The 23,559-nt window shown below is 71.1% G+C and carries 21 protein-coding genes; 14 read left to right on the top strand and 7 right to left on the bottom strand.

Going from position 1 to position 23,559, the window contains the following annotated elements; genetic code table 11:
- Nucleotides 1-282: 282 nt before the first annotated feature.
- The 3 genes from KY462_00335 (at nt 283) to KY462_00325 (ending at nt 1,894) form a co-directional block, all read left to right on the top strand.
- Nucleotides 283-687 (top strand): DoxX family membrane protein, encoded by a 405-nt coding sequence (locus KY462_00335; protein MBW3576193.1) that lies wholly within the window; start codon nt 283-285, stop codon nt 685-687.
- A 153-nt stretch (nt 688-840) separates the two neighbouring features.
- Nucleotides 841-1,314 (top strand): SRPBCC family protein, encoded by a 474-nt coding sequence (locus KY462_00330; GenBank protein MBW3576192.1) that lies wholly within the window; start codon nt 841-843, stop codon nt 1,312-1,314.
- A gap of 91 nt (nt 1,315-1,405) precedes the next feature.
- Nucleotides 1,406-1,894, top strand: coding sequence for a hypothetical protein (locus tag KY462_00325; protein ID MBW3576191.1), 489 nt, complete (start codon nt 1,406-1,408; stop codon nt 1,892-1,894).
- Between the two features lie 12 nt (nt 1,895-1,906).
- Here KY462_00325 and KY462_00320 read toward each other — a convergent pair whose 3' ends face one another.
- Both KY462_00320 and KY462_00315 read right to left on the bottom strand, forming a co-directional pair.
- Nucleotides 1,907-2,686: a hypothetical protein gene (locus KY462_00320; GenBank protein ID MBW3576190.1), complete on the bottom strand. Its 780-nt coding sequence runs from the start codon at nt 2,684-2,686 to the stop codon at nt 1,907-1,909.
- Nucleotides 2,679-3,419: a class I SAM-dependent methyltransferase gene (locus KY462_00315; protein MBW3576189.1), complete on the bottom strand. Its 741-nt coding sequence runs from the start codon at nt 3,417-3,419 to the stop codon at nt 2,679-2,681. The genes KY462_00320 and KY462_00315 overlap by 8 nt, the downstream gene beginning before the upstream one ends.
- Before the next feature lie 34 nt (nt 3,420-3,453).
- On the opposite strand from KY462_00315, the gene KY462_00310 reads away from it, so the two are divergent.
- A complete protein-coding gene (locus KY462_00310) occupies nt 3,454-4,773 on the top strand; it encodes an NAD(P)/FAD-dependent oxidoreductase (protein ID MBW3576188.1) in 1,320 nt (439 codons plus the stop codon).
- Between the two features lie 29 nt (nt 4,774-4,802).
- On the opposite strand, the gene KY462_00305 is transcribed toward KY462_00310, so the two are convergent.
- The gene (locus tag KY462_00305) at nt 4,803-5,678 is read right to left on the bottom strand and encodes a hypothetical protein (protein ID MBW3576187.1); all 876 of its coding nucleotides are present in this window, start codon (nt 5,676-5,678) and stop codon (nt 4,803-4,805) included.
- Nucleotides 5,679-5,741: 63 nt separating this feature from the next.
- Complete coding sequence (locus KY462_00300) at nt 5,742-7,325, bottom strand: DUF3459 domain-containing protein (protein MBW3576186.1); 1,584 nt, start codon at nt 7,323-7,325, stop codon at nt 5,742-5,744.
- Between the two features lie 113 nt (nt 7,326-7,438).
- Between KY462_00300 and KY462_00295 the strand changes: the two genes are divergently transcribed.
- Complete coding sequence (locus KY462_00295) at nt 7,439-9,088, top strand: alpha-amylase family protein (protein MBW3576185.1); 1,650 nt, start codon at nt 7,439-7,441, stop codon at nt 9,086-9,088.
- A 6-nt stretch (nt 9,089-9,094) separates the two neighbouring features.
- Here KY462_00295 and KY462_00290 read toward each other — a convergent pair whose 3' ends face one another.
- Both KY462_00290 and KY462_00285 read right to left on the bottom strand, forming a co-directional pair.
- A complete protein-coding gene (locus KY462_00290) occupies nt 9,095-10,435 on the bottom strand; it encodes an MFS transporter (protein MBW3576184.1) in 1,341 nt (446 codons plus the stop codon).
- An 11-nt stretch (nt 10,436-10,446) separates the two neighbouring features.
- Entirely contained in the window at nt 10,447-10,599 is a 153-nt protein-coding gene (locus KY462_00285; protein MBW3576183.1) for a hypothetical protein, read from the bottom strand.
- On the opposite strand from KY462_00285, the gene KY462_00280 reads away from it, so the two are divergent.
- The 6 genes from KY462_00280 (at nt 10,598) to KY462_00255 (ending at nt 19,700) form a co-directional block, all read left to right on the top strand.
- Nucleotides 10,598-11,611 carry a radical SAM protein gene (locus KY462_00280; protein MBW3576182.1) on the top strand — a complete coding sequence of 338 codons (1,014 nt, stop codon included), beginning with the start codon at nt 10,598-10,600 and terminating at the stop codon, nt 11,609-11,611. The two genes, KY462_00285 and KY462_00280, sit on opposite strands and share 2 nt — an antisense overlap.
- A gap of 272 nt (nt 11,612-11,883) precedes the next feature.
- Nucleotides 11,884-13,482 (top strand): EAL domain-containing protein, encoded by a 1,599-nt coding sequence (locus KY462_00275; GenBank protein MBW3576181.1) that lies wholly within the window; start codon nt 11,884-11,886, stop codon nt 13,480-13,482.
- A 180-nt stretch (nt 13,483-13,662) separates the two neighbouring features.
- Nucleotides 13,663-15,936, top strand: a complete 2,274-nt coding sequence (locus tag KY462_00270) for an HAD-IB family hydrolase (protein ID MBW3576180.1) — start codon at nt 13,663-13,665, stop codon at nt 15,934-15,936.
- 67 nt (nt 15,937-16,003) lie between these two features.
- Entirely contained in the window at nt 16,004-17,200 is a 1,197-nt protein-coding gene (locus KY462_00265; GenBank protein ID MBW3576179.1) for a zinc-binding dehydrogenase, read from the top strand.
- A gap of 32 nt (nt 17,201-17,232) precedes the next feature.
- Nucleotides 17,233-18,792 carry a nickel-dependent lactate racemase gene (locus tag KY462_00260; GenBank protein MBW3576178.1) on the top strand — a complete coding sequence of 520 codons (1,560 nt, stop codon included), beginning with the start codon at nt 17,233-17,235 and terminating at the stop codon, nt 18,790-18,792.
- The gene (locus KY462_00255) at nt 18,792-19,700 is read left to right on the top strand and encodes a 1-acyl-sn-glycerol-3-phosphate acyltransferase (protein MBW3576177.1); all 909 of its coding nucleotides are present in this window, start codon (nt 18,792-18,794) and stop codon (nt 19,698-19,700) included. The genes KY462_00260 and KY462_00255 overlap by 1 nt, the downstream gene beginning before the upstream one ends.
- A gap of 44 nt (nt 19,701-19,744) precedes the next feature.
- Here the strand turns inward: KY462_00255 and larE are convergent, their stop codons facing one another.
- Entirely contained in the window at nt 19,745-20,569 is an 825-nt protein-coding gene (gene larE, locus KY462_00250) for an ATP-dependent sacrificial sulfur transferase LarE (protein ID MBW3576176.1), read from the bottom strand.
- A 131-nt stretch (nt 20,570-20,700) separates the two neighbouring features.
- Here larE and larB point away from each other — a divergent pair, with 131 nt between their 5' ends.
- From larB to KY462_00235, 3 genes are all read left to right on the top strand, one after another.
- The gene (gene larB / locus KY462_00245) at nt 20,701-21,501 is read left to right on the top strand and encodes a nickel pincer cofactor biosynthesis protein LarB (GenBank protein ID MBW3576175.1); all 801 of its coding nucleotides are present in this window, start codon (nt 20,701-20,703) and stop codon (nt 21,499-21,501) included.
- 41 nt (nt 21,502-21,542) lie between these two features.
- Nucleotides 21,543-22,679, top strand: coding sequence for a nickel pincer cofactor biosynthesis protein LarC (larC, locus tag KY462_00240; protein MBW3576174.1), 1,137 nt, complete (start codon nt 21,543-21,545; stop codon nt 22,677-22,679).
- Between the two features lie 92 nt (nt 22,680-22,771).
- The gene (locus KY462_00235) at nt 22,772-23,548 is read left to right on the top strand and encodes a 1-acyl-sn-glycerol-3-phosphate acyltransferase (GenBank protein MBW3576173.1); all 777 of its coding nucleotides are present in this window, start codon (nt 22,772-22,774) and stop codon (nt 23,546-23,548) included.
- Nucleotides 23,549-23,559 lie beyond the last annotated feature (11 nt).

Raw genomic sequence — 23,559 nt, 5'->3', positions numbered from 1 at the left:
GGAGACCAAATGCGTCGCATCGTCACAACCACGCTCGTGACCGTCCTCGCCACGCTGATGGCCAGCCCGGCTTGGGCCGTCGTCAACATGGGGTAACGCCGACCGCATGGGGTAACGCGGACCGCGGCGACAGCGCTCGCCGTCCCGACCCTCGTCCAGGACCCGGCCGTCGCTCACCGTCATCGCTGCGACGCTGACGGACGTCGCCGGTGGGCCAGGTTGGGCGAGGGTCTTCGGGGCTCCGCCTCGTACGTTGGCAGCCACCGACGAGGCGAGGTGAGCGTGAAGCTGTCGCATGTGCCGCTACGGGTGACGACCGGCGTGTTCTTCCTGAACTCCGGGCTCGGGAAGCGGCAGGCACCCCGGCAACAGGCGGAGATGTTCCACAGCATGGCGACGGCCGCGGTCCCCGCGGTCGAGCAGATCGAGCCGGAACGGTTCACCAGGGCGCTGTCGGCGAGCGAGACGGCACTGGGCGTGGCGCTGCTCGCTCCCGTTGTCCCATCGTGGCTGGCCGGCCTGGGACTGACGGCCTTCTCCATCGCCACACTGCGCCTGTACCTCAACGCTCCCGGGATGACCGAGGAGGACAGCGTCCGCCCGACCCAGGAGGGGATCGGTGTCGCCAAGGACCTGTGGATGTTGGGGATCGGTCTGGCGCTGATCATCGACGATCTGCGCGGCTGACGCCCACTTTCCCGTTCGTCGGACGGCCGTTCGTTTCCCCCACGTCCGTCGGGGGGTGGAGGTGGAGACGCGACGTCCCATCCCCCACTCTGTTAGTGAGGCACGCCGCAAGACCGACGCCGCAAGACCCACGACGAGCCAAGGAGTGAACATATGCCGACGACGATCCGAAAGAGCATCGAGGTCAACGTCGACCGCACGACCGCGTACAACCAGTGGACGCAGTTCGAAGACTTCCCGCAGTTCATGAACAACGTCGAGGAGGTCCGGCAGGTCGATGACGTGACGCTGCACTGGAAGGGCAACATCGCCGGCGCGGAACGCGAGTGGACCGCGAAGATCACCGAGCAGCGGCCGAACGAGCGCATTGCGTGGCGTGCTGAGGGTGAGGTCACCCAGGCCGGCACCGTGACCTTCGAGCCGCTCGACGGCCAACGCACCCGCGTGAGCCTCGAGCTGGTGTTCGAGCCCGAGGACTGGCGCGAGAAGGTCGCCGACGCGGTCAACATGACCGACCGTCGCGTGCAGGGCGACCTCGAGCGCTTCAAGGAGTTCATCGAGGAGCGCGGCGGTCAAGAGACCGGCGCGTGGCGCGGTGAGGTCGAAGACGAGCACGAGGTCGAGTAACCACCTGTCGTGCGTCAAACGAGGCCCGGGCCTGGTGCCCGGGCCTCGTTCACGTCACGACCGCGTACGGTCAGGCGAGCGGGAGGCGCGCATGGACCTCGGCGAGGCCCGCCGACCCTACGAGATGGGATACATCGGCTGCTTCGTGTTCCCGCTTCCCCCTGAGGAACTGTGGGGCGACATCCAGCGGCTTGATCGCTACGAGCAGTGGTTCCGATGGCTGCGCAACGTCGAGGTGGAGGGTTCGGGACTCCGCCGGGGGACGGTTCTGCGCGGGGTCATCGTCCCGCCCGTGCCCTACCCCATGCGGGTGGGGATCCGACTCGTTGACTGTCGTCGGGCCGAACGGATCGACGCCTCAGTCCGCGGTGACCTGCGGGGCCCGGCGCGGCTGCGGATCCGCCCAGCCGACGGCGGGTCGTGTGTACGCATCGGGTGGCGGTTGGAGATGCGCAAGCCGTCGATGCGGGTGGCCGCCCGGGTGGCGTACCCGGCGCTGCGCTGGGGCCACGACCATGTCGTCCTTCAGGCGGTGGACGGCTACTGGCGCCACCTCCGCCGGGAGGGGCTCGCGCAGTGAGCCGTCCCGGGTCTAGCCGAACGCCAAGCGGGCGGCGACCAGCGCGGCCCCCAGGAGCACCATCCCCCACGACAGCGCGCGCAGCGCATCCTCGAGCGGGGCCAGCAGGAAGCGCTCGTCGAAGCGACGCGTCGAGGCGCCCTCGGTGGTGGCGACGTGGATCTCGACCCGGTCGGTCTCCCGACGCACGAACCGCGCGGGTGTGCTCAGCGCCCGCTGCGCCCACGACACCGCGAACGCAGCGCCGGCCGCGAGGATCGCCGGCCCGGCCAGCCGCTCGGCCTGAGCGTAGTAGGCGGTGACGACCGGGAACGCGCCCCACGCCGCCGCGAAACCGGCGTGGGTGTGCAGACGTCCCCCCAACAGCTCCAGGTTGTACCCGACGACGAGGACGACTCCGGTCACGATCAGCGCGATCGCCCCGACCACGAACCCCGGGCTTCCAGCCACACGGATCAGCATCACGATCCCGATCGCTGCCGCCGCGGCCAGTGACACGCTGGAGGCCACCATCAGCACCCGGTCGGAGATCGCGGTCGACAGCGGCCGACCGTTGAGTTCGTCGAGCGCGTGCGCCGCGATCCCCAGGGCCAGGAAGAACGCCACCAGCGTCGCCACGAACCTGCCCACGTCGAGCTGCGGCGCCAGGCCGGCACCCAGCGCGACGTAGCTCAGATGCCACAGGGTGTACGGGGGGTGCAGGACCGTCCACCAGTCCCGCCAGCCTCCGGAGCCGGCGGCGTAGAAGGCGGGGCGTCGGTCCCCGGCGTTCGGTCCGGGGCGTTCAGCCACCGGCTCTCACCCCCCACATCACCACGCCACCACCGAGGCTCATGACGTGGTGGTCGACGGCGACGATCCCGGCCTCGTGCCACGCCGCGAGCATCCGGGCCACCGGCCAGTGGCGGCCGTGCTCGCTGATGCTGGGCCCGAGGAAACGCCCCACCTCGTACCACGACCGCCCCGCGAGAGCCCCCAGCGCGGGCAGACCCACCCGGGTGTACAGCCACCACAGCCCGCGCCACGCGGGCTGCGCGGGGATGTGGAACTCGAGCGACGCGATCACGCCACCGGGCCGGACCACACGCGCCAGTTCCCGGAGCGTGGCCGGTGGATCGGCGACGTACCGCATCAGGTAGGTGAAGGTCAGCGCATCGAACGTCGCGTCGGCGAACGGCAGCTGCTCCGCCCGCCCGACCGCCAGCCGGATCCGGTCTGCGTGACCGTCCTCGGCGACCGCTGCCTGTCCCCGGCGCAGCATCTGCTCGGTCAGGTCGATCCCGGTCACGTCCGCGCCCGCGCGGCGGGCCAGCTCACGGGCCACCCCAGCCGTGCCGGTGGCCACGTCCAGGACCGTGCCGGGCCGGGCCGCGACGACCTGGTCGATCATCGTCCGCCGCCACCGGCCGTTCTGTCCGAACGACAGCAGCTCAGCCAGGAGGTCGTAACGGGGCGGTAGACCACGGAACAGCCGCCGGGCGGAGTCGTTGCGGTCGGTGGCGGTCGGTGGGGCAGGTGCGCTCATGGCCGTCGTACCGTAGACGCGAGGAGGTGGGGGCGTGAGCCAGCATGGTTGTGACGTCCTGGTCGTCGGGGCTGGGCCTTCAGGGTGCGTGGCGGCGCTGGTCCTGGCCAGGGCCGGCGCCCGCGTGGCCATCGTCGACAAGGCGCGCTTCCCGCGCGACAAGGCCTGCGGCGATCTGGTCGGTCCACGCGCGGTGCGGCTCCTCGATGAGCTCGGGATCGACCCGCCCGGCGCGCTCGACGTCACCGGGATGCGGGTGGTCGGTCCCACCGGGCGTGCCGTTGACCATCCTCGTCACCTCGGGCGGACCTACGCCGACCACGGGATCATCGTCCCGCGCGTCCGGTTCGACGCCCACCTGTTGGAAGCCGCACGCGAGGCCGGTGCCGACTTCCGCCGCGCGTCGGCGACCACACCGATCATGGGGCGAGACGGGCTGACCGGCTTCGCGCTGTCCGACCGCAGCCGCGTTCGCGCCGACGTGGTCGTGGGGGCGGACGGGGCGCTGAGCACGGTCGGGCGGGCGACGGGGCTCGTGGCGCCGGCGGCGGCGCTGTGGGGCCTGGCGCTCCGCTGGTACGTCGACGCGGACGTCGATGTGCCGACCATCGTGCTGTGGGAACCGCAACGGTGGCGGGCTTTGCCCGGCTACGGCTGGCTGTTCCCCGGCCCGTATGGTCGGGCCAACGTCGGGCTGGGGATCGGGGCGCTGCACGACCGGCGTGGCGGCGCGCGGCTCGCCCCGCTGGTCGATCGCTTCTTCGCTGACCTCCAGCGCAGCGGCATCCTGCGACGCCCTCCCGACCCCGCGACGCGGCGAGGAGGATGGCTGCGGCTCGGGATCGTGGGAGCCGTCCCCGGCCGTGATCGGGTCCTGCTCGTCGGCGACGCGGCCGGCCTGGTCAACCCGCTGCAGGGAGAGGGGATCTGCCAGGCCATGGGCAGCGGACGGGGCGCGGCCGAGGCGATCCTCGCCCGGCCCGAGTGTCCCGCTCCCGCGTACCGGCGCTTCGTCGCCGACTCCTACGCCCGGTTCCACGGCTCGAACGCCGCAGTCCACGCGGCGCTGCTGCCCCGTCCCCGCGTGGCGGCGGCCGCGGGACGTGTGCTGACCGCCCCGGCGATCGGCCGCGCCGCGGCCAGCGGGTGGGCGGTGTACTGGAACGACCTCCTGGACGGGGCGCGACCGAGCTGGGCCGCGGCGGTCGCGGCCACGGGGTCGACCGCCGTTGACCTGCTCACCAGGCGCAGCCGGATCCGCCGAGGGGTCGCCTGGTCGGTGACGGCCGATCACGAGCGGCCAGCGGCGATAGCCTCGACGGTCGATTCCGTCGGCCAACGCTCCGCCAGCTGATCGACGTCACCGCAGGCGACATCGCAGGGTCACGCGCGAGCGATCTCCTCCCAGGTTCGTCCCCCGTCGTGGCTGCGTTGCAGGCTGCGCGGTTCCTCGGTGACCACCCACACCGCGCCGTGACCGTCACCAGCCAGGGCCGCTGGCCGCCCCGGCAACACGCCGGGCTGGGTGACCACCTGCCACGTCCTGCCGCCGTCCTGTGACGTCTCGATGCCCCGTTGCGTGACGGCGACCGCCTGGTCGGATCGGTCGCCGACGTACGCGACCGCGAACCCGCCGGCCCCGACGACCCGGTTGAACGTGCGGCCGCGGTCGGTCGAGTGCACCACCCCGGTCCGCCCGCCGGCCATCAACAGCGTGTCGGGGTCGGCCGGATCCACCGCCATCCCGGTGATGTCGGAGCCGAACTCGTCGCCGAGGGGTGCGACCCGGGTCCACGAGTCACCGGCGTCGTCCGTGATGAACAGCCCGGCGTCGACCACGAACGCGTAGGCGGTGGTCGGTTCGGACGGAGCCTGGGCCAGAGCGTGGACGTCCAGCGACCCGAGCTCGTCGGGCCGCAGCGAGTCGAACGGAGCCGTGGGGCGCGGCGCGCGAGCCAGCAGGCCGTGACCGGCGACCAGCAGCGGCCCGTCAGTGCCGGGATCGATCCCGATCGCCATCGCGTCCTCGCCCTCGAGGCCGACCTCCTCCCAGGTCAGGCCTGCGTCGGTGGAGCGCCACAGTGCCCCGTGCACGCCCAGCAGGAGCGTGCCGTCGTCCGCCGCCCGCAGCGCGTGGACGTGGTGGGACGGCGGCAGACGCCCGACCGTCGTTCGCTCGTCGTCGCCTGCGCACGCCGTCGAGACGGCCACGGCAGCCAACCCGGCGACGAGTGCGACGATCGCTGTCCGCTGCTTCACGTGCTGTCTCCTTTGACCGCCTGCAGCGGCGCTCGGGCTCGAACGGAGCTTCAAGCGGGACCGCTACCGCAGCACCACGGCGCCGTCAGCGGGCAGCTGACCGGTGAAGGGTTCACCTTCTCCGCGACGAACCGAGGAGATGTCGACCACGGGGGTCGTGTCGAGCTCGACCCGCCGTGGCCGGTCGGTGAAGTTGACCAGGACCGTGCGCTGGTCGCTTGCCGCCCTCCGCCGGTAGCCGAGGACCCCATCGGCGGTGTCCAGAGGCGTCCAGTCGCCGACCGCCAGGGCGACGGAGCGCCGACGCGCAGCGATCAGATCCCGGTACAGCCGCAAGATCGACGTCGCGTCCCGTTGCTGCGTCTCGACGGCGTGGCGGGCCGGGCCGGGCGGCCACGGTAGCCACGGACGAGCGGCCCACCCGTGCGGCGGGTCGGCCGACCACGGCATGGGGGCCCGGCACGGGTCACGCCCCCCGGGGTCGACACGGCGATCGGCGGGAACGTCGGCGTCGAGCAGACCCAGCTCCTCACCCTGGTACAGGAACGGTGTCCCCGGCAACGTCAGCAACAGCACGGCTGCCGCACGTGCGCGCTGCAGCGAGCCGCCGTAACGGCTCCTGTGACGCGGCACGTCGTGGTTGGACAGGACCCACGTCGGCCACGCCCGCCGGGGATGGAGCGTGACGACGACCGCCTCGATCGCGTCGCGCCACGTCGCAGCGTCCCACGGCGCGTGCAGTGGCGAGAAGTTGAACACCAAGTTGAGCTGGTCCCTGTCGCCGTAGTACGGCGCGATCCGCTCCACCGATTCGAGGTTGACCTCTCCCACCATCATCCGGTCGCCCGTGTACTCGTCGAGGACCTTGCGTACCCGCTTGAGCAGTTCGTGGGTCCCCGGATGATCGTGGACGGAGACGAGGTCGCGGTCGGCCAGCTCCGGTGGCTGGTCGGGAAGCGCAGGGTCCTTCCCGATCAGGTGCACGACGTCGGCCCGGAAACCGTCGACCCCTCGATCCAGCCAGAACCGGAGCACGTCGTGCATCGCGGCTTCGACGTCGGCGTTGGCCCAGTTCAGATCGGGCTGCTCGGGCAGGAACAGGTGCAGGTACCACTGGTCGGTGCGGTCGTCGTGGGCCCAGGCCGATCCGCCGAACGCTGCCCTCCAGTTGTTGGGTGGCCGATCCGGTGACCCGTCACGCCAGATGTACCAATCGCGCTTCGGTGAGCGCCGCGACCGGCGCGACTCCACGAACCAGGGATGCTGGTCGGAGGTGTGGTTGGACACCCAGTCGAGCAGAACCCGGATCCCCAGGTCGTGCGCGTCACGCAGAAGCGCGTCGAAGTCGTGCATCGTTCCGAACAACGGATCGATGTCGCAGTGGTCGGACACGTCGTACCCGAAATCCGCCATCGGAGAGCGGTAGATCGGTGAGAGCCACAGCGCGTCGACCCCCAGCCACCGCAGGTACTCGAGCCGGGCCCGGATGCCGGGCAGGTCACCGACGCCGTCTCCGTCCAAGTCCGCGAACGATCGCGGGTAGATCTGGTAGACGACGCCCGACCGCCACCATGGCGACGCCGGTCGGAGGGGCTCCTCGACGACCGTCGCCGGTGGATGGTCGGGAACGACGCTGGGCTCAGCCATCCACACCTGTCCGGCGGTTGTGTCTGTTGAAGGGTAGGGAGCGTCCGAACGGAGCAACGCCGTCCGCGTCGTACGGTTGGTGGCCACGGCAGCGGCATGGCCAGGAGGCCGGGATGAGAAGAGCCTGGTACGAGAACGCGACGTTCTACGCCATCGACGTCGAAGCGTTCGACGACAGCGAAGGTGACGGCATCGGTGACCTGTCCGGCGTCCACGCCCGCCTCGACTACCTGGCCGCGCTCGGCGTCAACTGCATCTGGCTCCAACCGTTCTTCCCGTCTCCCAACCGCGACGCCGGGTACGACATCACCGACTACTACAGCGTCGACCCGCGCCTGGGCAACCTGGGCGACTTCGTCCGCGTCGTCCGTGACGCGGAGAAGCGTGGCATCCGGGTGATCATCGACCTGGTCATCAACCACACATCGCGTGAACACCTGTGGTTCCAGCAGGCACTGGCCGACCCCGACTCGAAGTTCCGCGACTACTACGTCTGGAGTGAGGAGCCGGTCGCGGACCTGCGGTACGGCCCGGTCTTCCCGGGGGTTCAGGAGGGTGTCTGGACCTACGAGGAGAAGGTCGACGCCTACTACCTACACTGGTTCTACGCCCACCAGCCCGACCTCAACCTCGCCAACCGGCAGGTGCGCGACGAGATCTTCAAGGTGATGGAGTTCTGGTTGCAGCTCGGCGTGGCGGGGTTCCGCATCGACGCTGCGCCGTTCATCGCGCACAAGGCGCGTTGGGCCGACCCGACCGATGACGGGCTGTGGTTCATCGAACAGATGAGAGCGATCGTCGACGAGTACACACACGAAGGTGTCGTCCTCGCCGAAGCGAACGTCGACGCCGACGACTACATCGCGTTCTTCGGCGACGGCCGTCGCGTGAACCTGATGTTCAACTTCGTGTGGAACAACGAGCTGTTCCTGGCGCTGGCTCGTGAGGACGCGGGACCGCTGCGCCGGGGGCTGAACGACGTGCCGGTGCCTCCGACCGGATGCGTCTACGTCAACTGGGCGCGGAACCACGACGAGCTGGATCTCACCAAGCTGAGCCAGGACGAGCGTGGGCAGGTCATGGGCGCGTTCGCGCCGGAGCCGCACATGCAGGTCTACAAGCGAGGGATCCGCCGACGTCTTCCTCCCATGCTCGGCGGCGACCGGCGCCGGCTCGAGCTGGCCTACACGGCGGTGATGTCGCTGCCGGGCGCGCCGATGCTGCGCTACGGCGAGGAGATCGGCATGGGCGACGACCTCTCCGCCGGGGAACGCATGTCGGTGCGGACGGTGATGCAGTGGTCGTCCGACGCGGTCGCCGGTTTCACGAGTGCCGATCCGGAGACGATCGCACGACCGGTCATCAGCGAAGGACCGTACGGGTACGAGGATATGAACGTCGCCGCACAGCGCGTCGACCCTGGTTCCTTCCTCAACTGGATGCAAAGGCTGATACGCGTGCGGCGGCAGCAGTCAGAGATCGGCTCCGGCACCTGGGACGTGCTGGACACCGGTGTGGACGGCGTCCTGGCCATCGCCTACCGCCTGTTCGACCAGGTCGTGATCGTCCTGGCCAACTTCTCGCCGGAGGCGTGCCGGGTCAAGCTCGGGATCCTCACGGAGCTGGCGTTCGTCTCTGACGTTTTCGCCGATTCGGCGTACGCCCCGCCCGAGGGCCAGGTCCTGGCGATCGAGGGGTACGGCTACCGCTGGCTGCGGGGCCGCAGCGAGGAAGGCCGAGGCAGGTCGCTGGCCACCGGTTGAACCGCTTCAGGTTGCTCCGCCGCCGATGTCGAGCAGGGGCTCGCCGCGCGTCTCGACACCGAGCAGCGCGACCGCGGCGGCCGCAGCCACGAACCCGACGGCGTAGATCGTGAGCGCCACCACCAGCGAGATGGGCAACAGGAGCCCGCCCACGACCGGGGCGATCGCCCCGGCGATGCGGGTCATGCCGCTGGCCCATCCCACCCCGGTGGCACGTGCTTCGGTCGGGTACAGCTCGGGGGTGTAGGCGTACAGCGCTCCCCACGCCCCGAGGGCGAAGAAGCTCATCAGCACCGCGGAGGTGACGACCCAGGCGGTGGTGGACACGGTGGCGAACAGGTAGGTGAAGACCCCCGCGACCGCGAGGTAGGACGCCAAGGTCGGCTTCCGTCCCCAGCGTTCGACGAGGTAGGCGGCGGAGAAGTACCCGGGGATCTGGGCCAGCGCCAGGATGAAGGTGTACTGGAACGTGTCGAGGAACGTGAAACCGCGGCCGACGAACACGCTGGGCAGCCAGGTGAACATGCCGTAGTAGCCGAGCGAGATCCCGAACCACGCCAACCACAGCATGGTGGTGCGGCGTCGGAACCGCGGCTCCCACAACGTCGCCGGCGTCGTGGCGGGGCGGGTGGCGGGGACGGCCTCCTCGAGCGGGGGCGTCGGGCGGTCGTTGGCTTCGGCGACCTTGGCCAGCACGGCACGTGCCTCGTCGAGGCGCCCCGCCGTGGCGAGGTAGCGGGGCGACTCGGGAATCTGCGCCCGGATCCACAGCACGAGGAAAGCCGCGACCCCCGTGGAGGCCAGCAGCGGCCGCCACCCGACCGTGGGGACCAGCAGCCAGGCGAGTCCCGCGGCGACGATCGTTCCCAGCGCCCAGAAGCTCTCCAGCAGCACCAGGTAGCGTCCACGCCGCTGGCTGGGCAGGTACTCGGCGAACAGCGAGAAGTCCAGCGGCAACGCCCCCCCGAGACCGAATCCGGTGATGGCCCGCAGGATCGCGAGCCACAGCGCGTTGGGTGCGAGGGCCGATACGGCACCGAACACGGCGAAGATCAAGACGGTCAGCTGGAAGCCGGTGCGCCGACCGATGCGGTCGGAGATGTTCCCCCAGAACCACGCCCCGACGAGCATCCCGAGGAACGTGGCGGTCACGATCAGGCTGGCCTGCAAGGAGTCCAGTCCGAACTCCCGGGTGATGTCGGGGAGTGCGAAGGCGATCAGCAGCACCTCCGCGGCGTCTGCGGCCCACGTGAGCCCGGCCACGAGCATGAGCTTGCGTTGGAACGGCCCGAACCCGATGTCGTCGATCGCGTCCTGGATCGTGAAAGCTGGCGCATGCGTCTCCATGCGACCTCCTCCTACCACAGCGCCACGTCCCCCGCTCGGGCGACGCGGCGTGCACACCACAGCCACGTGAAGAAGGCGGCGCCGCCGAACCCCACCGACCCGTCACCGGCCGGTAGCGTCGCTCCCGTGACGCTCTGATCAGCGACCCGGTCGGGGGACGACATGGTCGGTGTCCGCAGCTGGAAGGTCCCTGACCACGTCGACGGCCGCGGGCGGTTCCAACGGCCGCGCGCGGGCTTCGTCCCCGCCTACGTGCAGGCGCACGAAGCCGGTGTCCTGGCCCAACGCGCCGAAGCCGCCGGCGATCTGCTGACTCCCTGCCGGGTGTGCCCGCGACCCTGCCGCGACGTCGACCGCCTCGCCGACCGCCTCGGCGCCTGCCGCATCGGCCGCCACGCGCGGGTCGCCAGCGCCTTCCCCCACTTCGGAGAAGAGGATGTGCTCCGCGGCTGGCGCGGTTCAGGGACGATCTTCTTCGCCGGGTGCAACCTGCGCTGCGTGTTCTGCCAGAACGGCGACATCAGCCAGCGCCCCGTGGGCGACGAGGTCACCGCCACCGACCTCGCCGCGATCATGCTCCGGCTACAGGACGCCGGCTGTCACAACATCAACGTGGTGACCCCCGAGCACGTCGTGCCGCAGGTCCTCGAGGCGCTCCCGGTGGCGGTCGAGCGTGGCCTGAACCTGCCGCTCATCTACAACACCAGCGCCTACGACAGCCTCGACAGCATCAAGCTGCTGGACGGGGTCGTCGACGTCTACATGCCGGACCTGAAGCTGTGGGATCCCGAGCACTGCCACCGCTACCTGGGGATGCGCGACTACCCGCAGATCGCCCGGCGGGTCGTGACGGCGATGCACGCACAGGTCGGCGACCTGATCGTGGACCGTGACGGACTGGCGCTCCGCGGTGTGATGGTCCGCCACCTGGTGATGCCCGGCCTCGTCGACGACGCTCGCGCCATCATCGAGTTCCTCGCCGGACTCTCGGCCGACCTGTACCTGAACATCATGGACCAGTACCGCCCCGACTGGAAGGTGACGACCACCGACCGGTACGGCGACATCGACCGGCGGATCACCTCGTCGGAGTTCGACCAGGCACTGGCGACGGCGCGAGCGGCGGGGCTGTGGCGTCTGGACACGCGGTGGCGCCGCCTGCCCGCGTTGCGGTGACGCGTCCCGTCGACGGCCGGGCCGCCACTGCACGTTCGGACGGGCACGCCCGATCGCTCGGGTGCTACTGCGCGTAGTGTCGGCATCGCTGTGAGTGAACGGGGGGCGGCCTCCCCGGCGGACCCGTGACCGGCCGGCGTGCCGCGGCGCTCACGGAATGGGTATCCCCATGGGGTGAAAGTTTGTCACAGGACGTTGGCCAATACACCAGCTCAGACGTCAACACGGCCTACCGTCCGATGGACGAGAGGCCGGCACACACGGTCAACGCCGTGGCGATCCCCGTTGCGACGATCGTCGCGGCGGTCGTGGTGGCGCTGGTCGGGGCCGTCGCTGAGCCGCTGCAGGGTCTTTTGCCGACGGCCGTCATCGTCTACACGGTGGCGTTCCTCGCCGCTGTCCTCGTCGGCTACCTGCTGGGTGTCACCACGCGGGTCCGTCACGAGCCGCTGCTGGAGTGGATGACCCCCGGGTACTTCGTGGCAGCCCTCGGTGTGGGCCTGACCGCGGTGAGCCTGCCGAGCTTCCTGCGCGGTGGCGACATGCTCAACACCGGACCGAACGCGGCCGCTGCCCTGTACCTGGTGTGGCACGCGACGCTGATCGCCTTCGCGGTGGCGGCGCTCGCGCAACCGCAGCCAGCCGCCACATGGCGACGGTGGCTGGTCGCGATCGGCGTCGGGGTGACCATCCTGGCGGCGTTGGAGCCGGTCGGGGTGCCCATGCCTGGACTCGCGCGCCCGGATGGGACGTTCACCACGACCTACCGCGTCGCTGTGTCCGCACTCCTGTTCGCCGCGGTCGCCGTGACCGTGGCGTGGATGCGCCGGGTCGCGCAGCGCGCCAGCTGGTCCGAGGCGTGGATCACCATCGGCCTGGCGTTCCTGTTGTGGGATCTCGCGCTCGACGTCGCCGCGTACCGCTTCTTCGGGGCGTTGTGGTGGGCCAGCGTGCTGCTGCGGGGTGCGCAGTTCGCCGTCCCCGCCGCCGGCCTGCTCTCTCAGTACGTGAAGATCACCGAGGCGCTCGACCGTCACGAACGTTCCCTCGCGGAGCGGCTCAACCAGGAGCTCGCCTTGGCGTACACGCTGCAGTCCGGCAACACCGCCGAGCACCAAGCACGCGAGGAAGCCTTCGGGCGGGTGCGCCGCGCGCTCGACGCAGGCGACCCGGGCACCGTCTACCAACCGATCTACGACCTGCGATCCGGGGAGCTGGTGGGGGTCGAGGCACTCAGCCGGTTCCTCACCCTGCCGAACCGCCCGCCCCACGCCTGGTTCGACGACGCACACGAGGGCGGTCTGGGGCTCGAGCTGGAGGTCGCGGCGGCGCGCAAAGCACTGGACGGGATGGCGCAGCTGCCTCCCGACGCGTACCTCGCCGTGAACGTCTCGCCGTCGACGGTGCAGAGCGAGCGCTTCCACGACCTGATCGCACGCTACCCCGGCGATCGCGTGGTGCTCGAGGTGACCGAGCACGCTCCCGTGGATGACTACTCCACGCTCCACGCGGCGCTGCGGCTCTTAGCGGAGCACGGGGTGCGCCTCGCCGTGGACGACGCCGGGGCCGGGTTCGCCAGCCTCCGTCACGTCGTCCGTCTCGATCCGACGATCATCAAGCTGGATCTCAGCCTCACGCGTGACGTCCACATCGATCCCGTGCGTCGCTCGCTGGCTCTGTCGCTGGTCACGTTCGCACACGAGAACGGCAAGCGGCTGGTCGCCGAGGGCATCGAACACCCCGAGGAGTTACGCACGCTGCAGGACCTCGGCGTGCACTGCGGACAGGGCTTCGGCCTGTGCCGGCCCTGTGACCTCCCGGTGCGCCAGCTGATGCTCTCGTCCGATCGCTCCTCTGCCATCGCCGACTGACGCCCGCTGATCAACGTCGTGGGGGCCGCCCGCGGCGGTCGGCCAGCGATCTTCAGCGCCCGTGCGGTATAGGGTCGTCACCGTGGTGCGCCCCTGGTCACCACCGGTGACGGCTGCTCCTCGAGTGGTCGACGGGGCCATCACGCCGCGAAGCTGCTCGAGTGGCTTGGGGAGGCAACGGTGCCGATCGCTGACCGGCTGGCCGGGAAGCGGATGTTCCTGACCGGGGTCACGGGCTTCCTCGGTCAGGCACTGCTGGAGCGGGTCCTCGCTGACCTTCCCGAGACCCGCCTGGTCCTGCTGGTCCGCTCCAAGGATGGGGTGGCCGCCCGCGACCGGGTCGCCCAGCTGCTGACCGCACCCGTGTTCGAGCCGCTGCGTGACCGGATCGGTGCAGAGGCGGTCGACGCGTTCCTCGACGAACGCATCGAGGTCGTCGAGGGCGACGTCACCGGTGAGCCGCCGTCCATCCCCGGCGACATCGACGTGGTGATCCACCTCGCCGGCAGCGTCGAGTTCGATTCGCCCATCGATGCGGCCTTCCGCACGAACGTCGTCGGGGTGCAGCGGCTGTACCGGTCGGTGCAGGAGGCCGGTGGCGCACCGCACGTCGTGCACGTCTCCACCGCCTACGTCGCCGGTGTGACCCAGGGCGTGATCCCGGAATCGCCGCTCGAGCACGCTGTCGATTGGCGGGCGGAAGCGGACGCTGCCAGCCACGCCCGCCAGCACGTCGAGCGCCGTTCGCGCGAGTCCGAGCTCCTCGAGCGTCTGCTGGACGACGCGCGCGGCGAGAACCGCAAGGCCGGTCCCAAAGCGGTTGCCGATGACGCGGAGCGCCGCCGCCGCGAGTGGGTGGACGACCACCTCGTCGAGCGGGGGCGGAAGCGTGCCCAGAGCCTGGGCTGGCCGGACGTGTACACCTTCACCAAGGCGCTGGGGGAGCGCTGCGCCGAGGAGGTCTGCGCCGACCTGCCGCTGTCGGTCGTGCGGCCTTCGATCATCGAGTCGGCGCTGCGCCATCCGCGGCCGGGATGGATCGTGGGGTTCAAGATGGCCGAGCCGATCATCCTCGGCTTCGGACGCGGGGCGCTGGTCGAGTTCCCCGGGATCCCCGACGGCGTGATCGACTTCATCCCGGTCGACCTGGTCGTCAACGCCCTGATCGCGATCGCCGCCAACCCGCCGCAGGACTCGGGACATGCCTACTACCACGTGTGCTCCGGCGCACGGAACCCGTTGCGTTTCCGCACGCTGTACGAGCTGGTCCGCGAGTACTTCGTCGAACATCCCATCCCTGACCGCGACCACGGTCCGGTCGACCCGCCCCGCTGGGAGTTCCCGGGCACCTCCCGGGTGATGCGGCTGCTGCGTGCGGGCGAGCGGCTGGTCGAGTTCGCCGACACGGCCGTGGAGTGGCTGCCGCGGTCGGAACGGACGCGGACGCTCGCTCGGCGCATCTACCGCCGCCGCCGCCAGGTGGAGTTCATGCGCCGGTACGCCGACCTCTACGGTGCCTACGTCGACATCGAGGTGATCTACACCGACGATCGCACCCACAGGCTGCTGCGGTCACTGGACCCGGACGATCAACGCCGCTTCCCGTTCGACGCGGCCGGTTTCGACTGGCCCCACTACCTCAAGGACGTGCACTGCCCCAGCGTGTCCGCGTCGCTGCGTGAGCCGCAGCCGCGGTCGCGGCCGTCGATGACTCCCGCCGACGGACTGCCCTCCAACGGTTCCGCGGTGGCCATCTTCGACCTCGACGGGACCGTGGTGGCCACCAACGTGGTCGAGTCGTACCTGTGGCTGCGCATGGCCGAGGCCGACGGCGCGGGTTGGGTCCGCCACGCGGGCACGCTGGCATGGGATGCTCCCCGGTACCTGATTGCCGAGCGACGAACCCGCGAGGGGTTCCTGCGTCACTTCTACCGCCGCTACGAAGGTGCGTCCCTGGCGGCACTGCGTCGGCTCGTCGAGGACCAGGTCGCCGAGCTGATCCTCCAACGGGCATCACCGCAGGCGATCCGCCGCATCCGTGCCCACCGTAGCGCCGGCCACCGCACGATCCTCATCACCGGTGCCCTCGATCTGCTGGCGCTTCCGCTGGCTCCGCTCTTCGACGAGATCGTCGCCGCGGAGCTGGCCACCGACGCTGACGGCATCTGCACCGGGATCCTGATCCGCCCACCGCTGGTCGGCGAGGCCCGCTCCGCGTGGCTGCGGCGCTACGCGAACAGGACCGGGGCGGACCTGGCCGCCTCGTACGCGTACGCCGACAACCACTCCGACCTGCCGTTGCTCGAGGCGGTCGGCAACCCGGTCGCCGTCAACCCTGACGTCCACCTGTTCCGCCGCGCCAGTAGCCGGCGTTGGCCGGTGGAGCGGTGGGACCTGGCCGGAGGCACCCCTCGGGTGCTGCTCCCGGCCCGGTACGTGGCGGACGGCCCATGACGGTCGCCCTGCGGACGCGAGGTCGTCGCCCCGCCGCGAGCGGCCGACCGACGCCGCGAGCGCGGCCGTGAAGGCGCTGGAGCTGTACCGCTCGGTCCCCCGCTACGTGGCGTCGCGGGTGGTGGGGCGTCGCGTCCCCGGCGCGATCGCCGGGCCCCTGGCACCGCTGCGACTGGTCGACCGCAACGCGCCCCGTCCCGACCGGCCGGGCTGGGGGCGGGTCCGCCCGCGGCTGTCGGGCATCTGCGGGTCGGACCTGGCAACCATCGCCGGGCGCAGTTCGCTGTACTTCTCACCGCTGATCTCGCTGCCGTTCGTCCCCGGTCACGAGGTGGTCGGTGAGCTGCTCGACGAGGTCGAGGACATCCCTGCCGGCACGCGAGTGGTGCTGGATCCACTGCTGAACTGCGACGCCCGCGGTGTGCGCGCCTGCGCGGCCTGCGCGGCCGGGGAACGCAACCGCTGCGCACGGATCACGGTTGGGCACCTGTCCCCGGGCCTGCAGACCGGCTTCTGCGCGGACACAGGCGGTGGTTGGAGCCACGAGTTCGTCGCCCACCGCTCGCAGCTGTACCCGGTCCCCGACGGCCTACCCGACGAGCGGGCCGTGCTGGTCGAGCCGCTGGCCTGTGCGGCACACGTCGCGCTCCGCGCCGGCGTGACGTCCACACAGCGGGTGCTGGTCGTCGGCGCCGGCTCGGTCGGGCTCCTCACCCTCCTGGCGCTGAAGGAGCTCACCGCAGCCGCAGAGATCATCGTCGTCGCCAAGCACCGCCGCCAGGCCGAGCTCGCCCGCGCGTTCGGGGCGACCGAGGTCGTTGCCCCGGCTCGGTCGATGAACGCCGTCCGGCGCGCCACACGCGCGCTGCGGCTGGATCCCGAGCGTGGCCGATCCTTCCTGCTCGGGGGCGTCGACGTGGCGATCGACTGCGTCGGGTCGGCCAGCTCGCTGGACACGGCGCTGCGCACCACGCGCGCCGGTGGACGGGTCGTCCTGGCCGGCATGCCCGCGGCCGGGACCGACCTCGCCCCCGCCTGGTTCCGGGAGCTGGAGGTGGTGGGTGCGTACGCCAGCTCCACCGAGCAGGTCAACGGCCAGCAGATGGCGACGTTCGAACTTGCGCTGCAGATGGCCGGCGACGCCCCGCTGGATGGGCTGGTCGCCTCGCCGTACCCGTTGCCACGCTGGCGCCAGGCCATCGATCACGCGCTGGATGCGGGACGGCTGGGCACGGTGAAGGTCGTCTTCGACGTCACCCAGTGAACAAGGAGGCTACCGTGGGAAGACCGGGGTTCGTGCTGGAGGTCGACGAGCGCACGCCGCCACTCCTGGTTCACGAAGGACTGGACTTCCGCCTGGAGCGGTTCCCGCTCGGGACACGGGTGGTGTACCCGCCCGACTCACTGCCGGGCATCGACGACGTCGACTCGGCCGTCCGTGAGGCGCTCCTGCACCCACGCGACAGCGAACCCCTCCCCGAACTGCTCCGCCCGGGCATGCGGCTGACGATCGCGTTCGACGACATCTCCCTGCCCCTGCCTCCGATGCAGACGCCCGACATCCGCCAACGGGTGATCGAGGCCGTCCTCGAGCTCGCCGTGCAAGCCGGGGTGGACGACGTGATGCTGATCGTCGCGAACTCACTCCACCGGCGCATGACCCCTGCCGAGATCCACCGGGTGGTCGGCGAGCGGGTCTTCCGTTCGTTCTGGCCCGACCGGCTCGTCAACCACGACGCCGAAGATCCCGACAACCTGCTGCACGTGGGGGAGACCGACCGAGGCGAGGACGTCGAGATCAACCGGCGCGCGGCCGAGTCCGACCTGCTGGTGTACGTCAACATCAACCTCGTCGCGATGGACGGCGGGCACAAGTCCGTCCCCGTCGGGTTGGCGTCCTACCGCAGCCTGCGACCCCACCACAACGTCCACACCATGGTGCGCTCCACCAGTTTCATGGACCCGTCGCACTCGGCGCTGCACGAGTCAGCCACGCGCATGGGTCGGCTGCTGGCCGACCACCTGAAGGTCTTCACGGTCGAGACGACGCTCAACAACGACACGTTCCCGGAGCCGTACGGGTTCCTCAACAAGCGCGAGTGGGAATGGTCGCTGAAGGACCAGGCCACGATGTTCGCGGTCCGCCAGGGCCTGTCGGTGCTGCCCCGCCGAGCCCGGCGACCGATCTTCCACCGCACGATCGCCCCGTACGGGGTGACCGGGGTCAACGCGGGCGAGACCGAGGCCGTCCACGAGCGCACGCTGGCGAGCGTGCACCGCCAGCAACTGGTCGAGGTAGACGGCCAGTCGGACGTGCTGGTGGTGGGGTTGCCCTACATCTGCCCGTACAACGTCAACTCGATCATGAACCCGATCCTGGCGATGTGCTTGGGGCTGGGGTACTTCTTCAACAGCTACCGCGGCAAGCCGCTGGTGCGCCCCGGCGGGGCGATGATCTGCTACCACCCGGTGCCGCGGGACTTCCACCAGGTCCACCACCCCAGCTACGTCGACTTCTTCGAAGAGGTCCTGGCCGAGTCGACCGACCCGGCGACGATCGAGGCGAAGTACGAGGAGCAGTACGCGACCGACCCGTGGTACATCCACCTGTACCGCACGTCGTACGCCTACCACGGCGTGCATCCGTTCTACATGTGGTACTGGGGAGCGCACGCTCTCGACCACTTGAGCGACGTGATCTTCATCGGCGGTGACCGCGGATCGGTGGCGCGGATGGGGTTCCGCAGCGCCTCGACCCTCGACGACGCGCTGGAGATGCTCAGCGACACGGTGGGTCCCAGCCCCACGCTGACCTACCTCCACACACCACCGCTGACACTCGCCGAGGTGCGCTGATGTCGCTGGTCGGCCAGATCCGCGACATCGCCCGGGGTTGGCGGTGGACCCGCCGGCCTCTGGTGCCCGGCTCCGCCGCCCCCCACGTCGACGAGCGTGAGGACGACGAGTTCCCCACCGCCTGGGCGCGGACGCCATCGGCCCAGATCGCACGCGACGCCCTACAGCGGTTCGGTTTGAAGCCCCTGGTGTGGTCCCAGGTCACCCCCTCGGTCCGCGGGCTCGACAACCTCGACAGCCTCACCGGGCCGGTCGTGTTCGCCAGCAACCACTCCAGCCACCTCGACGCGCCGCTGGTGCTGAGTTCACTCCCGCCCGCGTGGCGGCGGCGAACTGCGGTCAACGCCGCCTCGGACTACTTCTTCACCGTGTGGTGGCGGGGGACCGCCACGACGTTGCTGTTCAACGCCTTCCCGATCGATCGCGAAAGCGGTCGGCTGTCGGAACTGCCCGGTCAGCTGCTCAACGACGGGTGGAACCTGCTGCTGTTCCCCGAGGGCGGCCGCTCGGACGACGGGTGGGTGCAGGGGTTCCTGCGTGGTGCGGGTTTCCTGTGCCTGCGCCACGGGGTCCCGGCGGTGCCCGTGGCGATCCGCGGCGCGTTCGCCGCGATGCCACCGGGCCGGGGCTGGCCGCGCCCGGGGCGGCTGCCGGTCACGGTGCACTACGGCCCTCCCGTGAAGCCCCGCGACGGGGAGCGCAGCGGCGACTTCGCACAGCGGCTGGAGAACGCGGTCGCGCGCCTGCTCGACGAGGACGAGACCAGCTGGTGGGCGTCGCTGCGCCGGGCCACCGAGGATCGGACCCCGTCGGCCCGTGCGCCCGACGTGGCTCGGTGGCGCAGGGTCTGGGAGTCGTCACGACCGCTCCCCCCACCAGGCGACGGGCGGCGCGCCTGGCGACGCTGAACCGGTCCGGGTGCGCCGGCACAGGCCGATGCGCCGAGCCTGGCTCAATCCACCAGGGGCAGGAGCCCCTCCCCGGGGGTGGCGCCCGACCCGCCCCGCCGGTAACCGGCCAGGTCCAACGTTACGTGCACGAAGCCGGCCCGGCGCAACGCCACCACGACCGCGTCGGCCTGCGCGACCACCCGCTCGAGGTCGGCCGGGTCCACCTCGATGCGGGCCAGGTCGCCGTGGTACCGGACCCGGAGCTGGCGGACACCCAACCTCCACAGTGCGTCCTCGGCCTCCTCCACCTGCCGCAGTGCTGCCGGGGTGATCTCCGTGCCGTGCGGGAAGCGTGACGCCAGGCACGCGAACGCCGGCTTGTCCCACACCGGAAGGTCGAGGGCGCGGGCCAGATCGCGGACGTCGGCTTTGGTCAGTTCCGCCTCGCGCAGCGGGGCGCGGACCCCGTGGCGGACGGCGGCAGCGCGGCCGGGACGGTGGTCGCCGTCGTCGTCGAGGTTCTCCCCGTACGCCACCCACGCGAGGCCGCGTTCGGCGGCCACGCGGTCGAGGTGCGAGAACAGCTCGTCCTTGCAGAAGTAGCAGCGGTTGCGCGGGTTCGCGGCGTAACGGGGATCGTCGACCTCCGCCGTGTCGATCACCTCGCAGGCGATCCCGATGTGTTCGGCCACCCGGCCGGCGATGTCCAGTTCGCGGCGCGGAAGCGACGGTGACCACGCCACCACCGCCAGTGCCCGATCGTCGAGGACAGCGTGACAGGCGTGCGCCAACAGGCTGGAGTCGACCCCGCCCGACAAGGCGACGACCACGCTGCCGAGTTCCTCCACGATCGCGTGGAGCCGATCGAGGCGCTCATCGTCGTACACGGTGGCCCTGCGTCGGTGCGTCGCGTGTCCCGCCGAGCCTAACGGTGCCTGCTGGCGGTAGCGTCGGACGGGCAGGCCACCAGGACGGGGCGCGGTCGCCGTCCGACTCGGCGTGATCCGGGAGGAGCTCGGTGCCGTCAGGGACGTTGCAGCAACTGCTCGGTGCGGTCCGGTCGGGACAGGTCAGCGTCGCAGCCGCCGCGGCGGCTCTCCGCGACCTGCCGTTCGCGGACCTGGGGGATCTCAAGCTCGACCACCACCGTGAGCTGCGCACCGGTGACCCCGAGGTGGTCTTCGGGGAGGGCAAGACCGCCGACCAGTGCGCCCGCGCCGTGCAGCAGCTACTGCGGGCCGGAGACGGTCCCGTCCTGGTGACCCGGGTCAGCGACGAACAGGCCGCGGCCGTTCACGAGGTCGCCCCCGCGGCCCGCCACGACGAGGTGGGCCGGGTGGTGGTTGCCCGCCGCGCCGCGCCGGCCGCACGCGTGCACGGCGTGGTCACAGTCGCCTGCGCCGGGACCAGCGACCTGCCGGTCGCCCGGGAGTGCGCCACGGTCCTCGACGCGTTCGGCGTCGACGTCGCCGTCGTCGCCGACGTGGGTGTCGCCGGCGTCCACCGGCTCCTGGCGGTGCGCGACCAGATCGACACGGCCGACGTCGCGGTGGTGGTGGCCGGCATGGAGGGTGCGTTGCCGTCGCTGGTGGCCGGACTGGTCGCCGCCCCGATCGTCGCGGTCCCGACCAGTGTGGGGTACGGAGCGTCGTTCGACGGTCTCGCGGCGCTGCTGGGCATGCTGACCGCCTGCGCCCCCGGGATCGCCGTGGTGAACATCGACGGCGGCTTCGCCGCCGCCATGGTGACCCTGCGGATGCTGCGACTGGCGGGACGGGCCCGACACGCGCGGAAGGTGAGTGAGGTGCCGACCGGGTGAAGGTCGCTCATCTTCTCTGCGATCACGGCGTCGCCGGTGACATGTGGCTCGGGGCGCTGGTCGACGCCGGCGCGCCCCTGTCCACGCTGCAGGCCGCCGTCGACGCCCTCGATGCCGGCGCCCGGCTCGACGCCGCGACGGTCCGCGTCCGGGGGGTCGCTGCGGTCAAGGTCCACGTCCGGCTGCCGGCCGGGGCGCCGACCGTGCGCACCTGGGCAGAGGGCCGGTCGCTACTGGACGGCGCCGACCTGCCGGCGGCGGTGCGTGATCCGGCGCTGTCGGTCTTCCGTCGGCTCGCCGAGGCGGAAGCGGCCGCGCACGGCACCGACCTCGACCGGGTCCACCTGCACGAGCTCGGCAGCCTCGACACCGTCGTCGACATCGTCGGGGCCTGCACCGGCGTGCACGCCCTCGGTCTGCAGCGGCTCACCTCCGGGCCGGTCGCGGTGGGCTCGGGGACCGTTGCCACCGACCACGGGGACCTGCCTGTCCCAGCCCCCGCGGTGATCGAGCTGCTCCGCGGGTTCACGGTGTTCGGCGGAGGATCGCGCGAGCTGGCCACACCGACCGGGGCGGCGTTGCTCGCGACGTTGACGATCGGAGCGCCTCTCCCAGCCGTCCGCCTGACCGGCCGCGGGCGGGGCGCGAGCGATCCCGACCGCGCCGACGCCGGTGTGCTCACCGTCCTGGTCGGCGACGCAGAGGCGGGGGCGGCAGCTGACCCGGCGGTGCTGATCGAGGCCACGGTCGACGACCTCTCACCGGAGCTGGTCCCGGTGGTGCTCGACGGGCTCCGCCACGCCGGCGCGCACGATGCCTGGGCGACGCCCGTGCTGATGAAGAAAGGGCGCCCTGGCTACACGCTAACCGCGCTCGTCGACGCCGCGGACATCCCCGCCACCCAGGCCGTGCTGTTCCGCGAGAGCACCACCATCGGGGTTCGGTGGTTTCAGATCAACAGGCGACCGCTGCCGCGGCGCTGGGTGACCGTGCAGGTCGAAGGCCACGACGTCCGCGTCAAGGTGGCGGAGTTCGACGGCCAGATCGTCACGACCGCAGCGGAGTTCGACGACGTGCGCGCCGTCGCGGAGGCGCTGGACCGCCCCGCCCGCGAGGTGCAAGCCCACGCCGCCGAGCTGGCCCGCCACGTTGTCGCGTCCTGGGACCGCTCGGGTTGACGACCGTCACCTCCGAACCGAAGGGGTAGTGGGGCGGGCAACGAGGCACCCGTGCTCCCGTAGGGTTCGACACGCCAGAGGAGGACGCCGGGGTGCACGTCGAGCGTCGGGTGAGGGACGTCCTCTACGACGTCGTCGCGGGCCTCTTCCGGCTCGGCTTCCGCCTGTTCAGGTGGTCGTTCGACGCTCGCGGCCAGGAGCACATCCCGGCGACCGGTCCGGTCATCGTGGCCAGCAACCACATCAGCTACCTCGACTTCTCGTTCGTGGCGCTGTGCCAGCGACGGCGGCGCATCCGGTACATGGTCCGCAGCGACGTCATGCACACGCCGGTGGTGGGCGCCGCCCTGCGGGCCCTGCGACAGATCGAGATCGATCCGTACGGCGACGCCAGGCCCGGGTACCGCGACGCGCTCGGGGCGTTGCGCGCCGGGGATGTCGTCGGGATCTTCCCCGAGGGCACGATCAGCCCGTCGTTCGTCCCGATGGAGGGACGGGCCGGCGCGGCTCGGCTCGCGGCCGCCGCCGGGGCGCCGATCGTCCCGGTGGCGGTGTGGGGCAGCCAGCGGGTCCTGACCAAGGGCCGCGACCCGCGACCCGCCCGCGGGATCCCGATCCTGGTCCGCTACGGGGAACCGCTGCTGGTCGAACGTCGCGCCGACAGCCGCCAGGCCACCGACGAGCTGATGGCCCGGATCGAGCAGCTGCTCAAGCAGGCCCAGGACGACTACCCCGACCAGCCCGCCGGTCCCGACGACCGCTGGTGGCTCCCCGCGCACCTGGGCGGGACCGCCCCCACCGTCGAGGAAGCGGCCGCCATGATCGCCCGACAGAACGAGGAGCGGCGCAGCCAGGGCTCCCGCGACTGAACGACGCGCGC

This window comes from Actinomycetota bacterium (assembly GCA_019347675.1).
Classification (GTDB): Bacteria; Actinomycetota; Nitriliruptoria; order Nitriliruptorales; family JAHWKO01; genus JAHWKW01.
This window is presented reverse-complemented; position numbering and strand designations above follow the sequence as displayed.